This is a genomic window from Shewanella sp. DNRA4 (genome assembly GCF_012843185.1).
Lineage (GTDB): Bacteria > Pseudomonadota > Gammaproteobacteria > Enterobacterales > Shewanellaceae > Shewanella > Shewanella xiamenensis.
The window spans coordinates 19980-38743 of the sequence record NZ_JABAIP010000021.1; the positions used below are offsets into that span (position 1 = coordinate 19980).

An 18764-nucleotide genomic window follows, 5' to 3' on the forward strand; every position below is an offset into this window, starting at 1 on the left:
TTCCCTATGTTCACGGCACCTTTACCACAACTTCTTCGCTGGGTAATGGGCGACTCATGTTGAGATCCTTCGATGCAATCCGCGTAATTCGGCTATGCTCCGTTTGGGATTGCTCTTCCAATAATAAATTGCGCCACTCGATATCTAACCTGTCACGCTCCTGCAATAGCAGATCCCATTCAGTAGTGAGTTTGCGACTCACATGGCTGGTATACACCACAGCCACAGCATTACTGAGCACGAGCAGGGCAAGTAACAAAATCCATTTGTGTTGCCAAAGGTCGTGTAATACAACCTGTGGTAGACTCAATGAGGGCTTACTCATTTACTTGCCCTCTAATAATCTAGTCGCTCGGCAATGCGTAATACCGAACTACGGGCTCTTGCATTGCGTTCAATTTCCTCATCGGATGGCATAATCGCCTTGCCAATGGCGCGTAGCTTACGCGACTTATTAATCTGATCTTCAGTGATGGGTAAACCATGAGGAACACTCTCACCTTGACTGTGGCGGCGGATAAATCGCTTCACTATGCGGTCTTCTAAGGAGTGAAAGCTGATAATCGATAAGCGGCCCTGCGGAGCAAGCACGGTTAATGCACCTTCAAGTGCTTGATCAATTTGATCTAACTCACTATTGATATAGATACGTATTGCCTGAAACACCCGGGTGGCAGGGTGTTTATTACGCTCTTTATTTTTGGTGATCCGCGCAATTAAATCGGCTAAATCTTTGGTACGTAAAAACGGGGTTTTATCGCGGTCGGCGGCAATGCAACGGGCAATATGACGAGCATTTTTCTCTTCGCCATAGGTTTTGAATACCCATGCCATATCTTCAATTTCAGCACGGGCTAACCACTGGGCAGCAGTTTCACCTTGGCTATTGTCCATGCGCATGTCGAGTGGACCATCACGCAAAAAGCTAAAACCACGTTCCGCATCATCGAGCTGCGGTGAGGACACGCCTAAGTCGAGTAACACACCATCAATCTTGCCAACCAGACCAAGCTCTTCGACGTAATCGGCTAACTGACCAAAGCCACCGTGTACGATTTGAAAACGGGGATCATCGGCAAATTGTTTAGCAGCTTCAATAGCCTGAGGATCGCGGTCGATCGCAATCAGGCGTCCGTTTTCACCCAGTCTTTGCAATACTTGTCTTGAATGACCACCGCGGCCAAACGTGCCATCAATATAGATGCCATCGTCTTTAATGTTTAAACCGCCAACCGTTTCTTCGAGCAAAACGGATAAATGGGCAAATTCTTGACTCATTAATTTCTTCTTATTTAATTATGCGACTCGTTAGAGTGAAAAATCCGCCAGACGCTCGTTGTTAGCAAGCTCCTCGCTTCGAATCGTTTCCTGACACTCATCAATTTGCTGCAGCCAAGCTTGCTCATCCCACAGCTCAAATTTGTTTAACTGTCCCACCAGCATGATGCGCTTATCTAAATTGGCATATTGCCTTAGCGGTGGTGGCAGTAATATGCGTCCGTTGCCGTCCAGCTCCACCTCATGGGCATAGCCCAGCAACATGCGCTTAAGGGATCGTTGGGTTTTATCTGTATCCGAAAGCTTGAGCAACTTAGCTTCAATCAACTCCCATTCGTGGAGGGGATAAAGGAGCAAACACGCAGATTGAATATCGACTGTGATGACAATGCGGCCCTGGTGCTCTAGTTGCAAAGGTTCGCGGTATCGCACTGGAATAGCGATCCGTCCCTTTGTATCTAAGTTGATAGCACTGGCTCCACGAAACACGCTAATTCATCCTATCCTTTGCTTTTTGATCCACAAATATCCACTATTTCCCACAAATGCTAAGTTTAGGGATAGTCGACAAGCATTGTCAAGGGATGGGATCCTTTTATAAAGCCAGTCGGCAAGCGGGTTAGCAGCATGTTGACCCCATAACTTAGCGACAATGTTTTGATAAAATGAGCAGCTTAAAATCAGCTAAACGGTGGAAACCATAGAAATAAAAAGCGGACAAAAAAACAGCAGCCTTTTGCTTTCAGGCAGTTGCAATGAAATTTCTGCCACAAAATTTCGGTAAATGTGGGATTTTCCTCATAGGTAAATCACGCTAGACTCACAACGCGTAACAAAACAAACCTAAAATTAACCTTTTTGTGATCCCGTAAAGTGTAAAATTTCAGCATAAATAGCTGAAATTTTATTTTTGGTTGTAGATTTATTCTGCAATTAGGTGAGTATTTTTATTTCACGATTGCGAGGAAGATCAAAACTCCCATGGGATTAACTCAAAATAAATCGCCTATGACCGCAACTCAGATCCGCACCTACCACAAATGGTTTGCACTCCTCGCCGCCTTTCAATTGTTAATATGGATTGCAACAGGTGCTTATATGGTATGGATGGATATCGAGTTTATCCGTGGCAAACCTCTGGCAAACAAGAACAATGCCGCAATTTTCCATGTAGAAGCTCCCGCTTATAGCTTGACGGATTTCATCAAAACTCACCCAGATGCAACAGAAATCAATTTATATGCTCACCAAAGCACACTCTTTTATAGCGCCAAAATAGCGGGGAAATTACAGCATTTTAGCACTGTGACGGGAGAATTATTACCCCTCTTAAATCAACAACAAGCACTCGACACCGCTCAGCAACTATATACGGGCAAGGCTAAGATCATCCATTCAACACTCCACCAGCAAACAGCACCGAATGAAATCTCCCTCCGCGCATTACCTGTATGGCAGTTGGAGTTGGACGATGCAATGAACTCGACACTCTATATCTCCGCGGTCACAGGACAATTGGTCAGCGCTCGACATAATTACTGGCGGCTGTTCGATATAATGTGGATGCTGCACATTATGGACTACAAGACTCGGGAGAATGTGCAGAACCCGTTACTCACGGTAATGAGTACACTCGCCCTATTGACCGCACTCTTTGGTATCGCGTTGAGCTATATCAGTTTTCGCAATACTAACTCCCAAGAGGAGCCAAAATGAGCTTCTCAAACAAACGGAATGCTGAGAGTAAACGCCATATCAGTTTAGTGATGCAAACTCTACACAAATGGCTATCACTTATTGTTGGCCTACAACTGTTGATTTGGATCGTAACAGGACTGGCCTTTAACCTAATTGACGAGCAGTTTCTGGATGCTAATCAATATCGTATCGCCGCTAAAGCTCAGAGCTTCAATTCGCCTCTCGCTCCTACAGCAAAACTACTGCAACAATACCAAGCAGAAGGCATTATCGAGCTTAAGTTGACTTCAGTACTTAGCCGCGCAGTGTATGCCCTCACAACAACTCAGCAAAACCGCTGGTTTTGGGCGGACTCACTCCAACCGCTATCCTTGCATGATGCCGAGATACTCGCTATTGCCAAACAGAGTTACTCAGGCCCTGGTGAACTCAGCGCACCGCAAATCCTCACCCATGAAACGCCATTCGACGCCAGTGGCCCAGTTGCTATGCTGACAGCCGCGGACAAAGTCGGCACTCGGATTTATATCGACACAGCCTCAGGCCTGGTTCTTGCCCACCAAAATCGCCAATCGGATCTTAAAGATCTGCTCTTTATACTGCATTTTATGGATTATGCTCCCGATAATGGCATTGGTTTTAACCACTTATTGGTACAACTCGTCAGCATTGCCGCGCTGTTATTAGGTCTTACGGGTATCTACATTCTTGGGCATAAATTCCATCAAAGTCAGTTATCACTCCCTTTCTTTAGACGTAAGGCCGCAACAGGAAAACTGGCGCTTTATACTCAGGACAATCAGCCTCTTGCCGAATTTACTGAGCTCAATGGCACTTATTTAGAAAGCATTAATCGAGGGAGTGAAAGGCTAAGAACCCAATGTGGCGGTGGCGGACGCTGCGGCCTGTGTAAACTAAGGTTTGTCGAGCAGGCGCCCAGCCCCAATGATTATGATCTGGATAAACTCACCACAGCAGAGCTTGAACAGGGCATTCGCCTAAGCTGCCAACACAAGGCCAGCCCTAGCAAACTTGCACTCGTCACTAAGGCGCAACACAGATATTGGCCAAAGTAGAGTGTCGCGCATAGGCTTCAATCGGCGTATAGTCTAAATATTGAGCAGCCCCTGCCGATAAAGGGTTAAGTGGTCATAAACCAAGGAGGCGCTATGAGTGGATTGGACAGTCTTTACGCTATGCTGGCTCAGCCAGTAAAACCCGTATTAACCCCAAAGCGGATCGTTGATCAGGTGAGCAGTGCCACCGCCAATGCGCCCGATAGCCATGAAACGCCGCAGTCGCAATTGCCACCCACCCTAGATGCAAAAGTCAGAGAAAGACGTAAACAGGATAATGCCAGTCGCAATAAAAAACGCCGCGCAGCGGACAAACAAGATTTAAAAGAAGGAAAAGTACTTGAAGTCACTGACGATACCGCTGACACAGCGCAGCCAGCTAACAAACATATTATCGATATCGAAGTTTAACGTGCTGGCCGTTAAATAAATAAGGCGCAACCTTAGGATGCGCCTTATGTGTTTCAAGCCTAAACGAAACTAAGAGCGCGTTCTTGCCACCGCATCTTGCCAACCAGCGTATAACCGCTCCCTTTTACTCGCATCAATATTCGGTTTGAAGTGTTTATCGATACAGGCCTTATGCTCCAGCTCAGTTACCGAGTGCCAAAATCCAACGGCCAGCCCAGCTAAGAATGCCGCACCCAAAGCGGTCGTTTCACAAACACTCGGCCGCAACACTTCAACATCGGTAATATCTGCTTGAAATTGCATTAAAAAGTCATTTGCGACCGCGCCACCATCCACTTTCAAACGCTTTAGGCTGACGCCACTGTCTTTGATCATGGCATCGAGCAAATCCTTGCTCTGGTAGGCAATCGACTCTAATGCCGCGCGGATAATATGATTACGGTTAGCACCGCGCGTTAATCCAAATAATGCACCACGGGCATTGGGGTCCCAATAGGGTGCGCCGAGCCCCACAAAAGCGGGGACGAAATACACCCCATTAGTATCCGACACTTTAGAGGCAAAATATTCGGTATCGCTGGCATCGCGAATAAGTCCCAGCTCATCTCGCAACCATTGAATAGTCGCACCGCCCATAAATACTGAGCCTTCGAGGGCGTAGTTCACTTCACCTTGCGCACCTACCGCCACTGTGGTTAATAAACCATGGGATGAACGCACGGCGTTGTTACCTGTGTTCATCAGCAAAAAGCAGCCTGTACCATAAGTGTTTTTGGCCATTCCAGGCTCAACACAGAGCTGGCCAAAGAGCGCCGCCTGTTGATCCCCCGCAATCCCCGCCAGTGGAATTTCACTGCCCTCACCGGCAATACGGGTTGTGCCATACACACTGCAGGAAGGTTTTACTTCGGGCAACATGGCAGCAGGAATATCGAGCGCCTCAAGCAGCTTACTATCCCAACTCAAGCTATGGATATTAAACAGCAACGTGCGAGCGGCGTTGGTGGGATCGGTCACATGCACTTTGCCTTCCGTGAGTTTCCACAGTAACCAAGTGTCAACCGTACCAAATAACAGTTCACCTCGTTTGGCCTTCGCACGTGCATCCGGCACATTATCTAAGATCCATTTGATCTTAGTGCCTGAAAAATAAGGATCGAGTAAAAGGCCGGTATTCTCACGCACATAATCTTCTAAGCCGTGCGCTTTCAGTTGCTCACAGATCTCAGCGCTGCGGCGACACTGCCAGACAATGGCATTGTAAACCGGTTTACCGGTTGCCTTTTCCCAAACAACGGTGGTTTCCCGCTGATTGGTAATACCAATCGCCGCCACTTCATCGCTGTGAATCCCCGCTCGAGCCAACGACTCAATAAGCACTGAACTTTGGCTTGCCCAAATCTCCATTGGATCGTGTTCAACCCAGCCGGGATTAGGATAAAGTTGAGTAAACTCCCGCTGTGAAACACTGACAATATTGGCATCGTGGTCAAACACAATCGCTCTTGAGCTGGTTGTGCCTTGATCTAGCGCCACTACATATTTTTTCTGCACGCGACTATCCTGTCTGGCTCAGCTGAGGTATCTAGACCGACATGGAGCCTAATGACTTGTTGATTATGTTATGAATATATTCGCAATTTTCCCTAATGACCAGCAAACATGCCTAAACGGAAATCAACTTATTAGATTGAGGATACAAAAAAGCCCTGAAGATTCAGGGCTATTTTAATCAAACTTGATATTACATCTTGTAGCTCATTTGAATACCCGCTAACCAGACATTACCACTGGCTTCACCGTTAAAGATAACAGTCGCGAGGTTTAACAGATTTTGCTGCTCGTTAATTGGCGCATCACCCGTGGCGCGGATATAAGTCAGCGCGAAATCAACATTCAGGTTTTTAGTCGCCTGATAACCTGCACCAACAGAGAACCACAGACGATCTGAGTCAGGGATAGTTGTTGTACGCCATTCATTAGTTGCCGCCGTTTTATCTAAGGCCACACCCGCACGCACTAACCACTCATTGTTCACTTGATAAGTCGTGCCTAACGCAAAGCGCCAGTTATCTTCAAAGTGCTCTTCTTTCACTAAGTCAGATTCTAAGCCGCCCTTTGGCTTAACTTCACCAGGGAAGTACGCCACTAACTGATCGAATACACTCCAATCGGTCCAGTTAACACTGGCGTGCATCGCCCAGTTATCCGTTAATTGGTGATAAGACGACAACTCTGCAAACGCAGGTAACTCAAGGGGTAAATAACCTTCGATTGATAGATTTTGACCACCATCGTAAATCACCCCCGAAGCATGACCATCTAAGTCAAGCTGCACGCCACTGTGGTAAGCCAAACCTAAACGATGGGCAGGATTAATCTGCCAGCTAGCACCGAGTTGCCAACCGTAGCCAATGTCATCACCCTTCATGCTTTTGAGTTCAGTGCCACCAGGAGGCAGCATACCAGCTACTTGTGGAGGTAAACCGGGTTTAATTTTATCCACCCAGCCCGGTAACGAAGCACCGATTTCACCTTCGCCATAAACGATACGCACACCACCACCAACGCTGACGGCATCATTGATGCGGTACGCAATGTTTGGATTAAACTCAACGGTCGTTACTGATGTCTTGTTACCAAAAATGGCCGCAGCATGAGTCGCTGGCAATTCAGTGGCAAGACCATAGTTAGAGTTTACCGCTAGACCCCAAGTCCATTGGTCATTTAACTGATTGGAATAATAGAAGTTAGGTACCAAAGCGTCATCGGCTACGTCGATAGCATCACCGTTCATCACGATTGGATTAGGACCAAGCAGAGGCGAGCTTAGGCTCACATCACCTTTTACATCCACATTTGGCATCACATAGATACCACCAGCAGATAACTGGCGACCTTCTAAATAGGTCAGCATCGCAGGGTTGCGCGCTTGTGCCGAAGCATTATCAGCAATAGCGGCTTCACCGGCGAAGGCACGGCCTAGGCCAGTTGCTGAGTATTCGGCAAGTTGAAAACCTGCGGCATGGACTTGAGTCGTTGTACTTAATAGGGCCGCAGTCACAGCCAAAGTCAGAAGACGTTTTTGCATCATTATTCTCGAAAAATATTATTGTTATCTTGTGCCATTCACGGGATCACAATGGCGCTCACACAAAATAGAGCAAACACTCCATATTGAATGCTCGGCAGTTTACTGATGCAGAAGATGTTTGCAACAAGCGAGAATAAAACAGATAAAAAAACTAGCCAAAACAATCTAATCAATATTTTTAGTGAGATAAATCACTTTTAAAACAAGAACAATCAGTGCATTTCCAAAGATAGATTTGCTGAAAGCATTTTCAAGGCAAGCACCACAAGAGTCAAATTAATTTAAAAACAACACATTAAACAACATAAAACTCATAAACACTTGTAAGCCGTTTTGTTCATAAAAATTCAGCACAAATCACTAGCAATCATTTTCCTTACCATACAGGAAAACCGCCATTCATTTTAAAATAATAAATACAATAAATTACATTTAGCCGCTTAAGCAGAAATAACAAAAACGCCTAGTTTTCGAACTAGGCGTTTAAGATTAACATCTATTAAGGTACAAGTGTTCGCCGAATAGCTCAGCGTCGCCAACTTGGGATTTGTGATTCGTATTCGCTGATCTGCGTCCCGTGGGATAAGGTCAATCCAATGGCATCTAATCCATTCAGCAATTTATGTCGCGCCGACTCAGCCAGTGTAAAGCTAAACTCAGCCCCCGAAGGCGACGTCACCTTACAAGTGGTTAAGTCGACGGTGATTTGTGCGCCTTCTTCGCTCGCCACCTCATCCATTAACTGACGAACTTCATTCGCGCTAAGCTTCACTGGCAGTAAACCGTTATTGATGGAGTTTCCATAAAAAATATCGGCAAAGCTCGGGGCGATAATGGCGCGCAGGCCAAAATCCACCAATGCCCACGGGGCGTGTTCACGACTAGAACCACAGCCAAAGTTTTCCTGCGCCAGCAGAATCGAGGCGCCGCTATAGCGAGGTTTGTTTAGAGTAAAATCAGGATTAGGCACATCTCCCGCATCATCGAGATAGCGCCAATCGTGAAATAGGTGCACACCGAATCCATCGCGCGTCACCTTAGATAAAAATTGCTTCGGGATAATTTGATCGGTATCGATATTGGCGCTGTCGATCATCACCGCAAGCCCGGTATGGCAAGTAAAAGGTTGCATTAACTTCTCCTGTTGGGGTGACGGTTAGTAAGGTTTACGGATATCGACAAAATGCCCTGCGATTGCCGCCGCAGCAGCCATCGCCGGACTCACCAAGTGCGTACGACTACCACGTCCTTGGCGACCTTCGAAGTTACGGTTACTGGTCGAAGCGCAGCGATCGCCCGCCTCTAATCTGTCATCGTTCATCGCCAAACACATAGAGCAGCCCGGTAAACGCCATTCGAATCCGGCCTCGATAAAGATTTTATCTAAGCCTTCGGCCTCGGCCTGCGCCTTCACTTGGCCAGAGCCCGGTACTACGATTGCTGTAACGCCCGCAGCCACTTTGCGCCCTTGCGCCTGTTTCGCCGCACTGCGTAAATCTTCAATCCGCGAGTTAGTGCAAGAGCCAATAAAGACCTTATTGATCGTCACATCTGTCATTGGCGTACCAGCAGTTAAGCCGATATAGTCCAGTGCTTTTTCCATGCTAGCGCGAATCGTTGGATTCACCTCATCGGCAGGATTAGGCACAGGCGCATCGATAGCAACGACTTGTCCAGGGTTAGTACCCCACGTGAGCTGCGGCGCGATATCGGCAGCATCCAACACCACGGTGGCATCAAACTCAGCGCCAACATCGGTTTTCAGTGTTTTCCATTCAGCGACGGCTTGCACCCAATCTTCGCCCTTGGGTGCAAATTCACGCCCTTCTAAGTAATCGAAGGTAGTTTGATCCGGCGCAACCATGCCCGCCTTAGCGCCCATTTCAATCGCCATATTGCAGACTGTCATGCGCCCTTCCATCGATAAGGCTTCAATGGCATCACCACAAAACTCAACCACATAGCCAGTGCCGCCATCCATACCTATCTTACCGATAATCGCCAGTACGATATCTTTGGCGGTCACGCCATCGGTGACCTGACCACGGACTTCGATTTTCATGGTCTTGGCTTTTAATTGGCGCAGTGTCTGGGTCGCCAACACATGCTCCACCTCGGAAGTGCCGATACCGAAGGCCAAGGCGCCAAAGGCGCCGTGGGTCGCGGTGTGAGAATCACCACAGACGATCACAGTGCCGGGTAAGGTAATCCCAAGCTCAGGCCCCATCACATGCACAATACCTTGATTAGGATGGTGAATATCATATAAGCGCACGCCGAAGTCTTTACAGTTTTGCGCCAAGGTCTCGACCTGAGTGCGCGCCATCGGGCTTAAGGCATCGAGACTGGCACTGCGTGTCGAAGTGTTGTGATCCATGGTGGCAAAGGTTTTTTCGGGCGCACGCAACTGACGCCCCGCGACTTTTAAGCCGCTAAAGGCTTGGGGAGAAGTCACTTCATGAACTAAGTGTCTGTCGACATAAATGATCGGTGCTTCACCCTCGGGAGTTGCTACAACGTGAGCATCCCACACCTTTTGATACAGGGTTTTCGGAGCGCTTGATATTGAAGGATTAGTCATTACACACCTGCCTTAACTGCATCGGCGATAAAGTTGCCCATTTCGACCGTCGATTTAGCCTTATGGCGTTGGTCGCTACTTAATAGCTCACCGGTTAAATAGCCAGAATTCAGCGCCTTAGTCACAGCACGTTCAATCGCACTTGCCGCCTCTTCTTGCTTTAAGCTGTGGCGCAGCATCAGTGCCGCCGACAGAATTTGTGCAATCGGATTAGCAATACCTTTACCAGCGATATCCGGCGCACTGCCACCAGCTGGTTCAAACAAACCAAAGCCAGTGCTATTCATGCTCGCCGAAGACAACAAGCCCATAGAACCCGTCAGCATGGCGATTTCATCCGATAAAATGTCGCCAAACAAGTTAGAGCACAGCATAACGTCAAACTCATCGGGGCGGCGCAGTAACTGCATGGTCGCGTTGTCGATATAGATATGTTCCAGCTCAACATCGGGAAAATCGACCGCCACTTCTTCGACCACTTGACGCCACAATACCGAGCAAGCCAATACGTTTGCCTTATCGACCGAAGTGACTTTTTTACGGCGTCCGCGAGCGGCTTCAAAGGCAATGCGCGCAATACGGCTAATTTCACGGCGGCTGTAACGCATGGTATCGAAGGCTTCTTCGCTCTCACCTTCACCTTGGCGCCCCTTAGGCTTGCCGAAGTAGATCCCACCCGTTAACTCACGTACGCAGAGAACATCGAAACCTCTTGCAGAAATATCGCTGCGCAGCGGTGACATATGTTCTAAACCATCATGCAATTTAGCGGGGCGTAGGTTACAAAACAGTTCGAAGTGACCCCGTAGCGGTAACAATGCACCGCGCTCGGGCTGATCATTGGGCGGCAGTTTTTCCCATTTGGGGCCACCGACAGAGCCGAATAGAATGGCATCGGCCGCTTCACAGCCTTTCAGTGTTGCCTCTGGCAATGGACAACCATGATTGTCGATGGCGATACCGCCAACATCATATTCAGTGTATTCAATATTAAGACCAAAACGTGCCTCAACCGCTTTTAACACCTTACGCGCCTCGGCCATCACTTCAGGCCCAATGCCATCCCCGGCTAATACTGCAATTTGATAACTCATACGCCCGCTCACTCCTTCAATGTGAAAACTTTATGCTCGATATTACCTTGGCTATACGCCGCCCAGCTCTTTGTTTTTATGCATATTCTGTTTGTAATCTGCAACCTTATCGGCACGGCATGTCAAGTTCATCACGTGCACTAATGCACGGGCTGATGCCTCAACCACGTCGGTCGCTAACCCGACACCGTGGAAATTTTGCTCATGGTAAACCGCGGTAATATCAACTTGGCCGAGCGCATTTTGTCCTACGCCCTTAGCCCCCAATTTGTAGCTGATGATATCGATACGGCGGTCAGTCGCGCGGGCGATAGCATTATAGGCTGCATCAACAGGGCCATTGCCTGTAGCGGCCTCAGTTTTAATCTCACCGCCGACATCAATACGCACCGTTGCCGTGGCCACGCCTTCGGTTGAGTCAGATTGCACCACCAATTGCTGTAATTGGTAGAAGTTATCTTCTGCGGCTTGTGTCTCCATAAAGGCTAAGGCTTCTAAGTCATAATCGAAGACTTGGCCTTTTTTATCCGCCAATTTTAAAAACTGTTCGTACAGGGCATCCAAGTTGTAATCCTGCTCGCTGTAGCCCATTTCCTCCATGCGATGCTTAATCACATGACGGCCGGAGCGCGAGGTCATATTCAGATTGTTACGATTCAGGCCGATGCTCTCTGGCGTCATAATTTCATAAGTGTTTTGCGCTTTTAACATGCCATCTTGGTGAATTCCCGACGAATGGGTAAAGGCATTAGCGCCAACAATCGCCTTATTCGACTGGATTGGCATATTGCACAACTGGCTGACTAAATTTGAGGTTCGGTGAATTTCCTTCGCATTGATCCCCGTTTCAAACCCTAGCAGGTTCTTACGGGTTGCTAAGATCATGGCGATCTCTTCTAAAGAGCAGTTACCCGCACGCTCACCAATACCATTCATGGTACATTCGATTTGGCGCGCGCCATGCTGCACAGCAGTAATCGAATTGGCGACCGACAGACCTAAGTCATCGTGGCAGTGAACCGAAATAATGGCTTGGTCGATATTCGGTACGCGATTAAACAAAGTTTGAATAATGCCACCAAACTCGCTTGGCACTGTGTAGCCCACGGTATCTGGGATATTGATAGTGCGCGCCCCCGCATGAATCGCCGCTTCCACCATACGGCACAAATTATCAATCGGCGTACGTCCCGCATCTTCGCATGAAAATTCAACATCATCGGTAAAACGACGGGCATATTTCACTGCACCGACCGCCATTTCCAACACTTGCTCGAATGAACGTTTTAATTTGCTCTCAACATGGATGGTCGAGGTGGAGATAAACGTATGAATGCGGAACTGATCAGCCACCGATAATGCTTGAGCGGCGGCATCAATATCTTTTTCCAAGGCGCGGGATAATGCGCACACTCGGCTATTTTTAATGGTGCGAGCAATGGTTTGCACCGACTCAAAATCACCAGGGGAAGATACGGGAAAACCGACTTCCATCACATCGACACCGAGACGTTCCAACGCCATGGCGATCTGTAACTTTTCTTTGACCGACAAGCTTGCCGCTAACGCCTGCTCGCCATCACGTAAGGTGGTATCAAATATAATGACTCTGTTAGACATCGGGTTTCTCCATGGAACGTCACCGTTCATTATTTAACTTTTGCTGTATTCAGATACAAAAAACCCCGCAACATCGGTGCGGGGTTTTTGAGTGTTTTGCCTATCTATCGAGCGAGCAACACTAAGACCTCCGCGTTTGTGGCGCGAGAGATAGAAGGAGGAGGTCGAGTTTGCCGCTAATTCTATTCATTTAAATTAAATATTTATTCTGTTGATTGAATATTGCTTTGGTTAATATTTAACTTGCTTGGCTAAATGTGTCAACCCCAATTTTTTTCATGTTCCTTAATATATCTGCTGCAAAATGGCAGAAACAGATATGTTTGTCTCAAGGTTGTATTGTTAATCCCTTGCAATACAAGATAAATAAATTAAATGCTGCACCTCAAACTTTTAACAAAAAAATCATTTTTTATGCAAAAATAGCCTGAGACACGTTATAATCCTCGCCCGAAGTTACGGATACTAGAATAAATGCACGGTATGGAGCAAAAAATGGATTTTCGCGTCTTAGCGCTGAGCCTATTATTGTGGCTTGTGCCGTTATGGGCTTGCGCTAATGAGCAGTTAGATAAATTGACATGGGAAGTTTATCAGTATCCAACCAAGGCTTTGGCACAAATTACCGCATTAGAAAAGCAGCAACAAACTGATAATACTAGTAATATTGATAAGCTTCGCCTCAGTATATTGAAGTGTCAAAACCTGTTACAACTCGGTGAAAATGAAGCGGCGATTAATCTTTCGCAAATGGGTGAAGCCAATGCTAAACAGCTTAAGTTAGATCAAGCACGCCCCTATTTTTTGAATTGTCAGGCCGATGCCTATCTAAATTACGACAATATTAAAGATGCATTACCCATACTGGACTCCGCAATCACTCTTGCTAGACGCTACCAGCAGCCTCAAGCCCTTATCGATGCACTCCGATTAAGAGGGCAACTGGATACCAATACGGAGAATTTTTCCTCCGCAATTGAAGATTTACGCATCGCTATTGATATCTATCCCGATATCCATACTCAAACGCAAAATTGGGTCTGGCCGCCAGAGGGTTATGTCTATGCTGCGATGGGGAGTTTACTCTATGCCACCGAAGATTTACCCCAAGCCATGTATTACACTAGATTGGCATTAAAAAGTGCTGATGCCCAAGGAAAAGTCCGGCATGTACTGCTGAGCAATGCCGCGCGGATTGCACTAGATAATGGTGAGCGTGAATACAGTGATCAACTAGAAAAACAAGCCAAAACTTTACTACCAGAAATAGGCTCCCCACTTGAACTCGCCTACAGCTATGCCATTCTGGCTTCAATTTCCCTTGATAAAGGCAAAATTGATACAGCCGAAGAGTATATCTCCATTGCAATGAACACTTTTAAGCAGCAAAAGCAACAGGTTGCTATGATGCGTTCGACTCGTTTACTCGCTCAAGTACGATTTGCACAACATAGGGATGAAGCAGCGCTAACACTCATGCACTCTGCCATTGAACAAGGCGAAACGCTTAAGCAATATACTGATCTTAAATGGTTTTATGGTATATTGAGTGATTATTACCACACTCAAGATAACTACAAACTCGCCTACGAATTTTTACAAAAGCGCTTCGATGCCGCAGAACTGGCTAACGAATCAATAAACAACATGCGAATTTTGCAGTTTAAAGCCAGATTAAATCAGCAGGGATTACAGCAACTCAGCGCAGATGATCCACAGAGCAATCCCACCTTACTGGATGAGCTGAATGTAGATTGGGCCTTTAGTACCTTGTTTTTAGTGAGCATGACACTCTTAGGTGGCGCCATTTGGTACTTTATTGATAAGCAAAATAAACACGCCCCATCACCTGACACCAAATCCAAGCGCCTTGCACCTATCCAGCAGCTTGAGCTCACCCTGCATAGTGCCAAACAGGGCGCTTATCCACTGACATTATTACTTTTTAATGCTAGCCAAATTCGCCAAGTCGATCTGCCAACCTTGATCGATAAATTACAAGATAAACTCCGTGAGCAAGACATACTATTACGGTATTCGATGGATGAAATTGTGATAGTGCTACCTTACACCTCCGCCCGCGGCGCACAACGAGTCGTCAACCAGTTAACGCCCACAATTCAAACATCACAAGGATCAAGCAAGGTCGATATCGGGATTGCAGTGATGCAACAGTTTGATACGTTGGATTCTTTAGTGAAACGTGCCAACATCAATCAACTCAGCAAACTCAAGGTGACCGATACACAAAACGACTACTCCCCCGCTAAATAAGCGGCTATTTCGTCGAGGAACTCACCGCCAAATCGACTGAGTTTACGCTCCCCCACGCCATTAACTGCCAGCATTTCCCCAGGGCTTGTCGGCATCATAGCCGCCATTTCCGCTAAAGTAGCATCGTTAAACACCAGATAAGGCGGCACATCCTGCTCTTCGGCAATAGTGCGGCGCAGTGTTTTAAGGCGGGCAAATAACTTGCGATCATAGTTAAGCGGCACTCTCGACTGTGTCGTTTTACGCTTTATGCTGGTGAGTTGAATGCGCGGCTCTGCCAACATCAGCGCCACCTCGCCCTTAAGGATCGGTCTTGCTGAAGGATTTAAGGTGATGGATGAGCCACGAGTAATATCTTGGCTTGCCAGACCCAAATGGATCAGTTGGCGAATAACACTCAGCCAATACTCATGGCTCTTATCTTTACCAATCCCCCATGTACTGAGCTTATCGTGGCCACGGTCAACAATCGCGGCCCCCTTGGAGCCACGCAACACTTCAATCAAATGATTAATACCAAAGCGTTGCCCGAGACGATAGATGCAAGAAAGCACCTTCTGCGCATCTTCGGTGCCGTTATAACGCTTAGGCGGGTCAAGACAAATATCACAGTTACCGCAGGGTTCTAATGCGCTTTCATCGAAGTAATGCAACAGCACTTGGCGCCGACAGGTTTGCGCCTCGGCAAAGGCGGCCATGGTATTGAGTTTATGGAAATCCACCTGCTGCTGCGACCCTGGCTCCGATTGCTCGATAAGATGGCGCACTCGACCAATATCAGCGGGATCGAACAACATAAAGGCTTCGGCCTCGAGTCCATCACGGCCCGCTCGGCCAGTTTCTTGATAATAAGCTTCGATACTCTTCGGGATATCGTAATGCACCACAAAGCGCACGTTGGATTTGTTAATCCCCATACCAAAGGCGACGGTGGCAACCACAATATCAATTTGATCTTTAAGGAAGCTATCCTGCACTTCGCCGCGCTCTTCTGCCGTCATGCCCGCATGGTAAGCCTTAGCATGAAACCCTTGCAGGGTGAGCCTTTCTGCCACCTCATCCACGCGGCGTCGACTGCTGCAGTAGATAATGCCGCTACTGCCATTTTGTTGCAGTAAAAACTGTCGTAATTGATTCGCGGCATTGAGTTTTTCGGCAACCGTATAGCGAATATTGGGCCGATCGAAACTCGATAGTAATTTAAAGGGATTAATCCCTAGGCGCTCACAAATATTTTGTCGCGTCGCCTGATCCGCGGTGGCGGTGAGCGCCATCATTGGCACACGGGGAAAGAGCTGCTTTAACTGCCCAAGGGCGGCATATTCAGGTCGAAAATCATGCCCCCACTGGCTGATGCAGTGCGCCTCGTCAATAGCAAACATCGACAGCGGCAAGGAGCGCATGCGCTCGATAAAATCAGCCGTCAGCAACCGCTCAGGGGACACATACAGCAGTTTTAGCTCGCCTCGATGCAACTGCCTAAGCACCTCTACACTCTGCTCCCGCGGCTGCGATGAGTTTAAATAGGCTGCATTGACCCCCGTCTGCAACAGGCTGTCGACCTGATCTTTCATCAATGAAATCAGCGGTGATACCACGATAGTGATGCCAGGCATCAGCAGTGCGGGCAACTGGTAACACAGACTCTTACCGCCGCCGGTGGGCATGATCACCAGGCAGTCCTCACCACTGCATACACGTTCGATAACCTCGCGCTGACCGTCCCTAAAGTCACGGTAACCAAACACCTGAGCCAGGCGTTGAGACAGCGGATCATCATGTATGTCGAGTAACTGAGTTTCCATGGATCTTCTAGCTAAAAAGTAAGGGCGCCTATTCTAAAGGACAGAATCGCTCCTGTCTTGCGCCATCTTGCCCAAACTGGCCCACGCCAACAATCAGATAATAGGTTTAGCCTACATCCACAGCTCATCACAAATTTGCCTGCACAGCGGCTTAAGTTGCATTAGACATAGGCTTAGCGGTAGATTAATTGCTCTAAGTCGAATGCCATTGCGCCCGCTTCGACCCTATTCTAAGAAGCCCTACAGCCTACAAGGACGAACAGCATGACAACCCCAATTCAAGCCGAAGTACTCAAACGAGTTGCCGAAGTGTTTGACCAGCACGTACCGTTTCATAATTTATTGGGTCTGGATATCAAGCGATACGACATAGATGGCGTTGAAGTGGTGATCAATATGAAGCCAGAGCTCATTGGCAATATTCATCAACAAATTCTCCACGGTGGTGTCACCGCCACAGTGCTTGATGTCGTAGGAGGGCTCACCGCCTTTGCAGGACTGGTCGCTAGCCGTGATGATTGGACGGTTGAAGAGTTACAGCAACGGCTGCAAACCTTAGGCACTATTGATATGCGTGTCGATTACCTGCGCCCCGGGCGTGGACAGATTTTCACTGGCACTGGCAGTGTGATCCGAGCCGGCAATCGCGTCTCGGTCTGCCGAATGGAGTTACACAACGAGCAAGGAACCCATATCGCCTTCGGCACTGGCACTTATATGGTGGGATAGTCCGTTGTCACCCATCGTTTTTTCAAGATTAATTTACCGCATTCAACATCAATAAACTAAAGGGAAACACCTTGATTATTCAGCTGTTTCCCTCTTATTCATTTCGAGCACTCGTCATCAGAGACATCCTGTAACGAAAAAGGCGACTACACACATCTTGAGTCAATTCCCATAGCCTCCTACAATCGCCGTCCTGTTGTCCTTCGAAGATGTCTCATGCCTGATACCGAATACCGCAAAGGGATCCTACTTGCCGTCAGTGCTTACTGTATGTGGGGATTTGCGCCCTTATATTTCAAACTACTCCACCATGTTTCGGCGACCGAAATTTTACTGCATCGGGTGATCTGGTCATTTGTATTTATGGTGATCATCATGCTGTTTATTGGCGGTTTTGGAAAACTGCGCCAGCTGTTTAAACAGCCAAAACAACTGCTTGTACTGACAATCACCTCTCTGTTAATTGCAGGTAACTGGTTGATTTTTATCTGGGCAGTGAATAATGATCATATGCTCGATGCTAGCCTAGGCTATTTTATTAACCCATTACTCAATGTACTGCTCGGCATGCTGTTTTTAGGGGAAAGATTACGCAAGTTGCAATGGTTTGCCGTCGCGCTGGCGAGTACTGGCGTGCTGATCCAATTAGTCTCATTCGGCTCAATCCCTATTGTCTCCCTCGCCTTAGCGGGCACCTTCGGGGTATATGCTCTGCTGCGTAAAAAGGTCAACGTGGATGCTAAATCGGGTCTGCTAGTCGAAACCGCCATCCTACTACCGGTCGCATTGGTTTATCTGGTCGCAACCTTAGATAGCGCCACGGCGAATATGCTCACCAACGATTGGCACCTTAATTTATTGTTGATAGCAGCCGGGATTGTTACCACGATTCCACTATTGTGTTTTGCCGGTGCAGCGGTACGTATTCCATTGTCTATGCTCGGCTTTTTCCAATATATCGGCCCGAGTATTATGTTTATCCTCGCGGTAACCTTATTCAATGAACCCTTCGATGCCGAGAAGAGCATCACCTTTGGTTTTATCTGGAGCGCCCTGCTGGTGTTCACCTTCGATATGGCCTATAAACGCAAAACGGTGCGATAA

16 protein-coding genes are annotated in these 18764 nt (G+C 47.5%); 6 read left to right on the top strand and 10 right to left on the bottom strand.

Annotated elements, in window-relative coordinates:
* Positions 1-10: 10 nt before the first annotated feature.
* Genes ftsL through mraZ form a run of 3 tightly spaced genes read right to left on the bottom strand, consistent with a single transcriptional unit; the run spans position 11 to position 1767 of the window.
* The gene (gene ftsL, locus HG547_RS19125; RefSeq protein ID WP_037422840.1) at positions 11-325 is read right to left on the bottom strand and encodes a cell division protein FtsL; all 315 of its coding nucleotides are present in this window, start codon (positions 323-325) and stop codon (positions 11-13) included.
* An 11-nt stretch (positions 326-336) separates the two neighbouring features.
* Positions 337-1278 (bottom strand): 16S rRNA (cytosine(1402)-N(4))-methyltransferase RsmH, encoded by a 942-nt coding sequence (gene rsmH, locus HG547_RS19130; RefSeq protein ID WP_011624305.1) that lies wholly within the window; start codon positions 1276-1278, stop codon positions 337-339.
* A 30-nt stretch (positions 1279-1308) separates the two neighbouring features.
* Positions 1309-1767 carry a division/cell wall cluster transcriptional repressor MraZ gene (mraZ, locus tag HG547_RS19135; RefSeq protein ID WP_011624920.1) on the bottom strand — a complete coding sequence of 153 codons (459 nt, stop codon included), beginning with the start codon at positions 1765-1767 and terminating at the stop codon, positions 1309-1311.
* A gap of 492 nt (positions 1768-2259) precedes the next feature.
* Between mraZ and HG547_RS19140 the strand changes: the two genes are divergently transcribed.
* The 3 genes from HG547_RS19140 (at position 2260) to HG547_RS19150 (ending at position 4463) form a co-directional block, all read left to right on the top strand.
* Positions 2260-2994: a peptidase gene (locus HG547_RS19140; RefSeq protein WP_248278767.1), complete on the top strand. Its 735-nt coding sequence runs from the start codon at positions 2260-2262 to the stop codon at positions 2992-2994.
* Positions 2991-4052 (top strand): PepSY domain-containing protein, encoded by a 1062-nt coding sequence (locus HG547_RS19145; protein ID WP_169548737.1) that lies wholly within the window; start codon positions 2991-2993, stop codon positions 4050-4052. Before HG547_RS19140 ends, HG547_RS19145 begins: the two co-directional genes overlap by 4 nt.
* A gap of 93 nt (positions 4053-4145) precedes the next feature.
* Positions 4146-4463 (top strand): hypothetical protein, encoded by a 318-nt coding sequence (locus tag HG547_RS19150; RefSeq protein WP_037422850.1) that lies wholly within the window; start codon positions 4146-4148, stop codon positions 4461-4463.
* Positions 4464-4532: 69 nt separating this feature from the next.
* On the opposite strand, the gene glpK is transcribed toward HG547_RS19150, so the two are convergent.
* From glpK to leuA, 6 genes are all read right to left on the bottom strand, one after another.
* Entirely contained in the window at positions 4533-6017 is a 1485-nt protein-coding gene (glpK, locus tag HG547_RS19155; RefSeq protein WP_169548738.1) for a glycerol kinase GlpK, read from the bottom strand.
* Between the two features lie 190 nt (positions 6018-6207).
* A complete protein-coding gene (locus tag HG547_RS19160) occupies positions 6208-7554 on the bottom strand; it encodes an outer membrane protein transport protein (RefSeq protein ID WP_169548754.1) in 1347 nt (448 codons plus the stop codon).
* Positions 7555-8083: 529 nt separating this feature from the next.
* Positions 8084-8689, bottom strand: a complete 606-nt coding sequence (leuD, locus tag HG547_RS19165) for a 3-isopropylmalate dehydratase small subunit (RefSeq protein ID WP_099457356.1) — start codon at positions 8687-8689, stop codon at positions 8084-8086.
* Positions 8690-8713: 24 nt separating this feature from the next.
* Positions 8714-10138: a 3-isopropylmalate dehydratase large subunit gene (leuC, locus tag HG547_RS19170; protein ID WP_099457355.1), complete on the bottom strand. Its 1425-nt coding sequence runs from the start codon at positions 10136-10138 to the stop codon at positions 8714-8716.
* Positions 10138-11232 (bottom strand): 3-isopropylmalate dehydrogenase, encoded by a 1095-nt coding sequence (leuB, locus tag HG547_RS19175; RefSeq protein WP_047534490.1) that lies wholly within the window; start codon positions 11230-11232, stop codon positions 10138-10140. The genes leuC and leuB overlap by 1 nt, the downstream gene beginning before the upstream one ends.
* A gap of 51 nt (positions 11233-11283) precedes the next feature.
* The gene (leuA, locus tag HG547_RS19180) at positions 11284-12852 is read right to left on the bottom strand and encodes a 2-isopropylmalate synthase (RefSeq protein ID WP_047534488.1); all 1569 of its coding nucleotides are present in this window, start codon (positions 12850-12852) and stop codon (positions 11284-11286) included.
* Positions 12853-13347: 495 nt separating this feature from the next.
* Between leuA and HG547_RS19185 the strand changes: the two genes are divergently transcribed.
* The gene (locus HG547_RS19185; RefSeq protein ID WP_169548739.1) at positions 13348-15126 is read left to right on the top strand and encodes a diguanylate cyclase; all 1779 of its coding nucleotides are present in this window, start codon (positions 13348-13350) and stop codon (positions 15124-15126) included.
* On the opposite strand, the gene recQ is transcribed toward HG547_RS19185, so the two are convergent.
* On the bottom strand, positions 15108-16931 hold the full coding sequence (recQ, locus tag HG547_RS19190) for a DNA helicase RecQ (protein ID WP_169548740.1): 1824 nt from the start codon (positions 16929-16931) through the stop codon (positions 15108-15110). The two genes, HG547_RS19185 and recQ, sit on opposite strands and share 19 nt — an antisense overlap.
* A gap of 264 nt (positions 16932-17195) precedes the next feature.
* Here recQ and HG547_RS19195 point away from each other — a divergent pair, with 264 nt between their 5' ends.
* Both HG547_RS19195 and rarD read left to right on the top strand, forming a co-directional pair.
* Positions 17196-17660 (top strand): thioesterase family protein, encoded by a 465-nt coding sequence (locus tag HG547_RS19195; protein WP_037422889.1) that lies wholly within the window; start codon positions 17196-17198, stop codon positions 17658-17660.
* Between the two features lie 216 nt (positions 17661-17876).
* On the top strand, positions 17877-18764 hold the full coding sequence (gene rarD, locus HG547_RS19200; protein ID WP_169548741.1) for an EamA family transporter RarD: 888 nt from the start codon (positions 17877-17879) through the stop codon (positions 18762-18764).

Excerpts from the sequence above, each read along its gene's own strand:
- rsmH (WP_011624305.1), bottom strand. The coding sequence starts at position 1,278 with ATGAGTCAAGAATTTGCCCATTTATCCGTTTTGCTCGAAGAAACGGTT.
- rarD (WP_169548741.1), top strand. The coding sequence starts at position 17,877 with ATGCCTGATACCGAATACCGCAAAGGGATCCTACTTGCCGTCAGTGCT.
- leuB (WP_047534490.1), bottom strand. The coding sequence starts at position 11,232 with ATGAGTTATCAAATTGCAGTATTAGCCGGGGATGGCATTGGGCCTGAA.
- leuC (WP_099457355.1), bottom strand. The coding sequence starts at position 10,138 with ATGACTAATCCTTCAATATCAAGCGCTCCGAAAACCCTGTATCAAAAG.
- leuD (WP_099457356.1), bottom strand. The coding sequence starts at position 8,689 with ATGCAACCTTTTACTTGCCATACCGGGCTTGCGGTGATGATCGACAGC.
- ftsL (WP_037422840.1), bottom strand. The coding sequence starts at position 325 with ATGAGTAAGCCCTCATTGAGTCTACCACAGGTTGTATTACACGACCTT.
- HG547_RS19185 (WP_169548739.1), top strand. The coding sequence starts at position 13,348 with ATGGATTTTCGCGTCTTAGCGCTGAGCCTATTATTGTGGCTTGTGCCG.
- HG547_RS19150 (WP_037422850.1), top strand. The coding sequence starts at position 4,146 with ATGAGTGGATTGGACAGTCTTTACGCTATGCTGGCTCAGCCAGTAAAA.
- HG547_RS19140 (WP_248278767.1), top strand. The coding sequence starts at position 2,260 with ATGGGATTAACTCAAAATAAATCGCCTATGACCGCAACTCAGATCCGC.
- HG547_RS19160 (WP_169548754.1), bottom strand. The coding sequence starts at position 7,554 with ATGCAAAAACGTCTTCTGACTTTGGCTGTGACTGCGGCCCTATTAAGT.
- HG547_RS19145 (WP_169548737.1), top strand. The coding sequence starts at position 2,991 with ATGAGCTTCTCAAACAAACGGAATGCTGAGAGTAAACGCCATATCAGT.
- HG547_RS19195 (WP_037422889.1), top strand. The coding sequence starts at position 17,196 with ATGACAACCCCAATTCAAGCCGAAGTACTCAAACGAGTTGCCGAAGTG.
- leuA (WP_047534488.1), bottom strand. The coding sequence starts at position 12,852 with ATGTCTAACAGAGTCATTATATTTGATACCACCTTACGTGATGGCGAG.
- recQ (WP_169548740.1), bottom strand. The coding sequence starts at position 16,931 with ATGGAAACTCAGTTACTCGACATACATGATGATCCGCTGTCTCAACGC.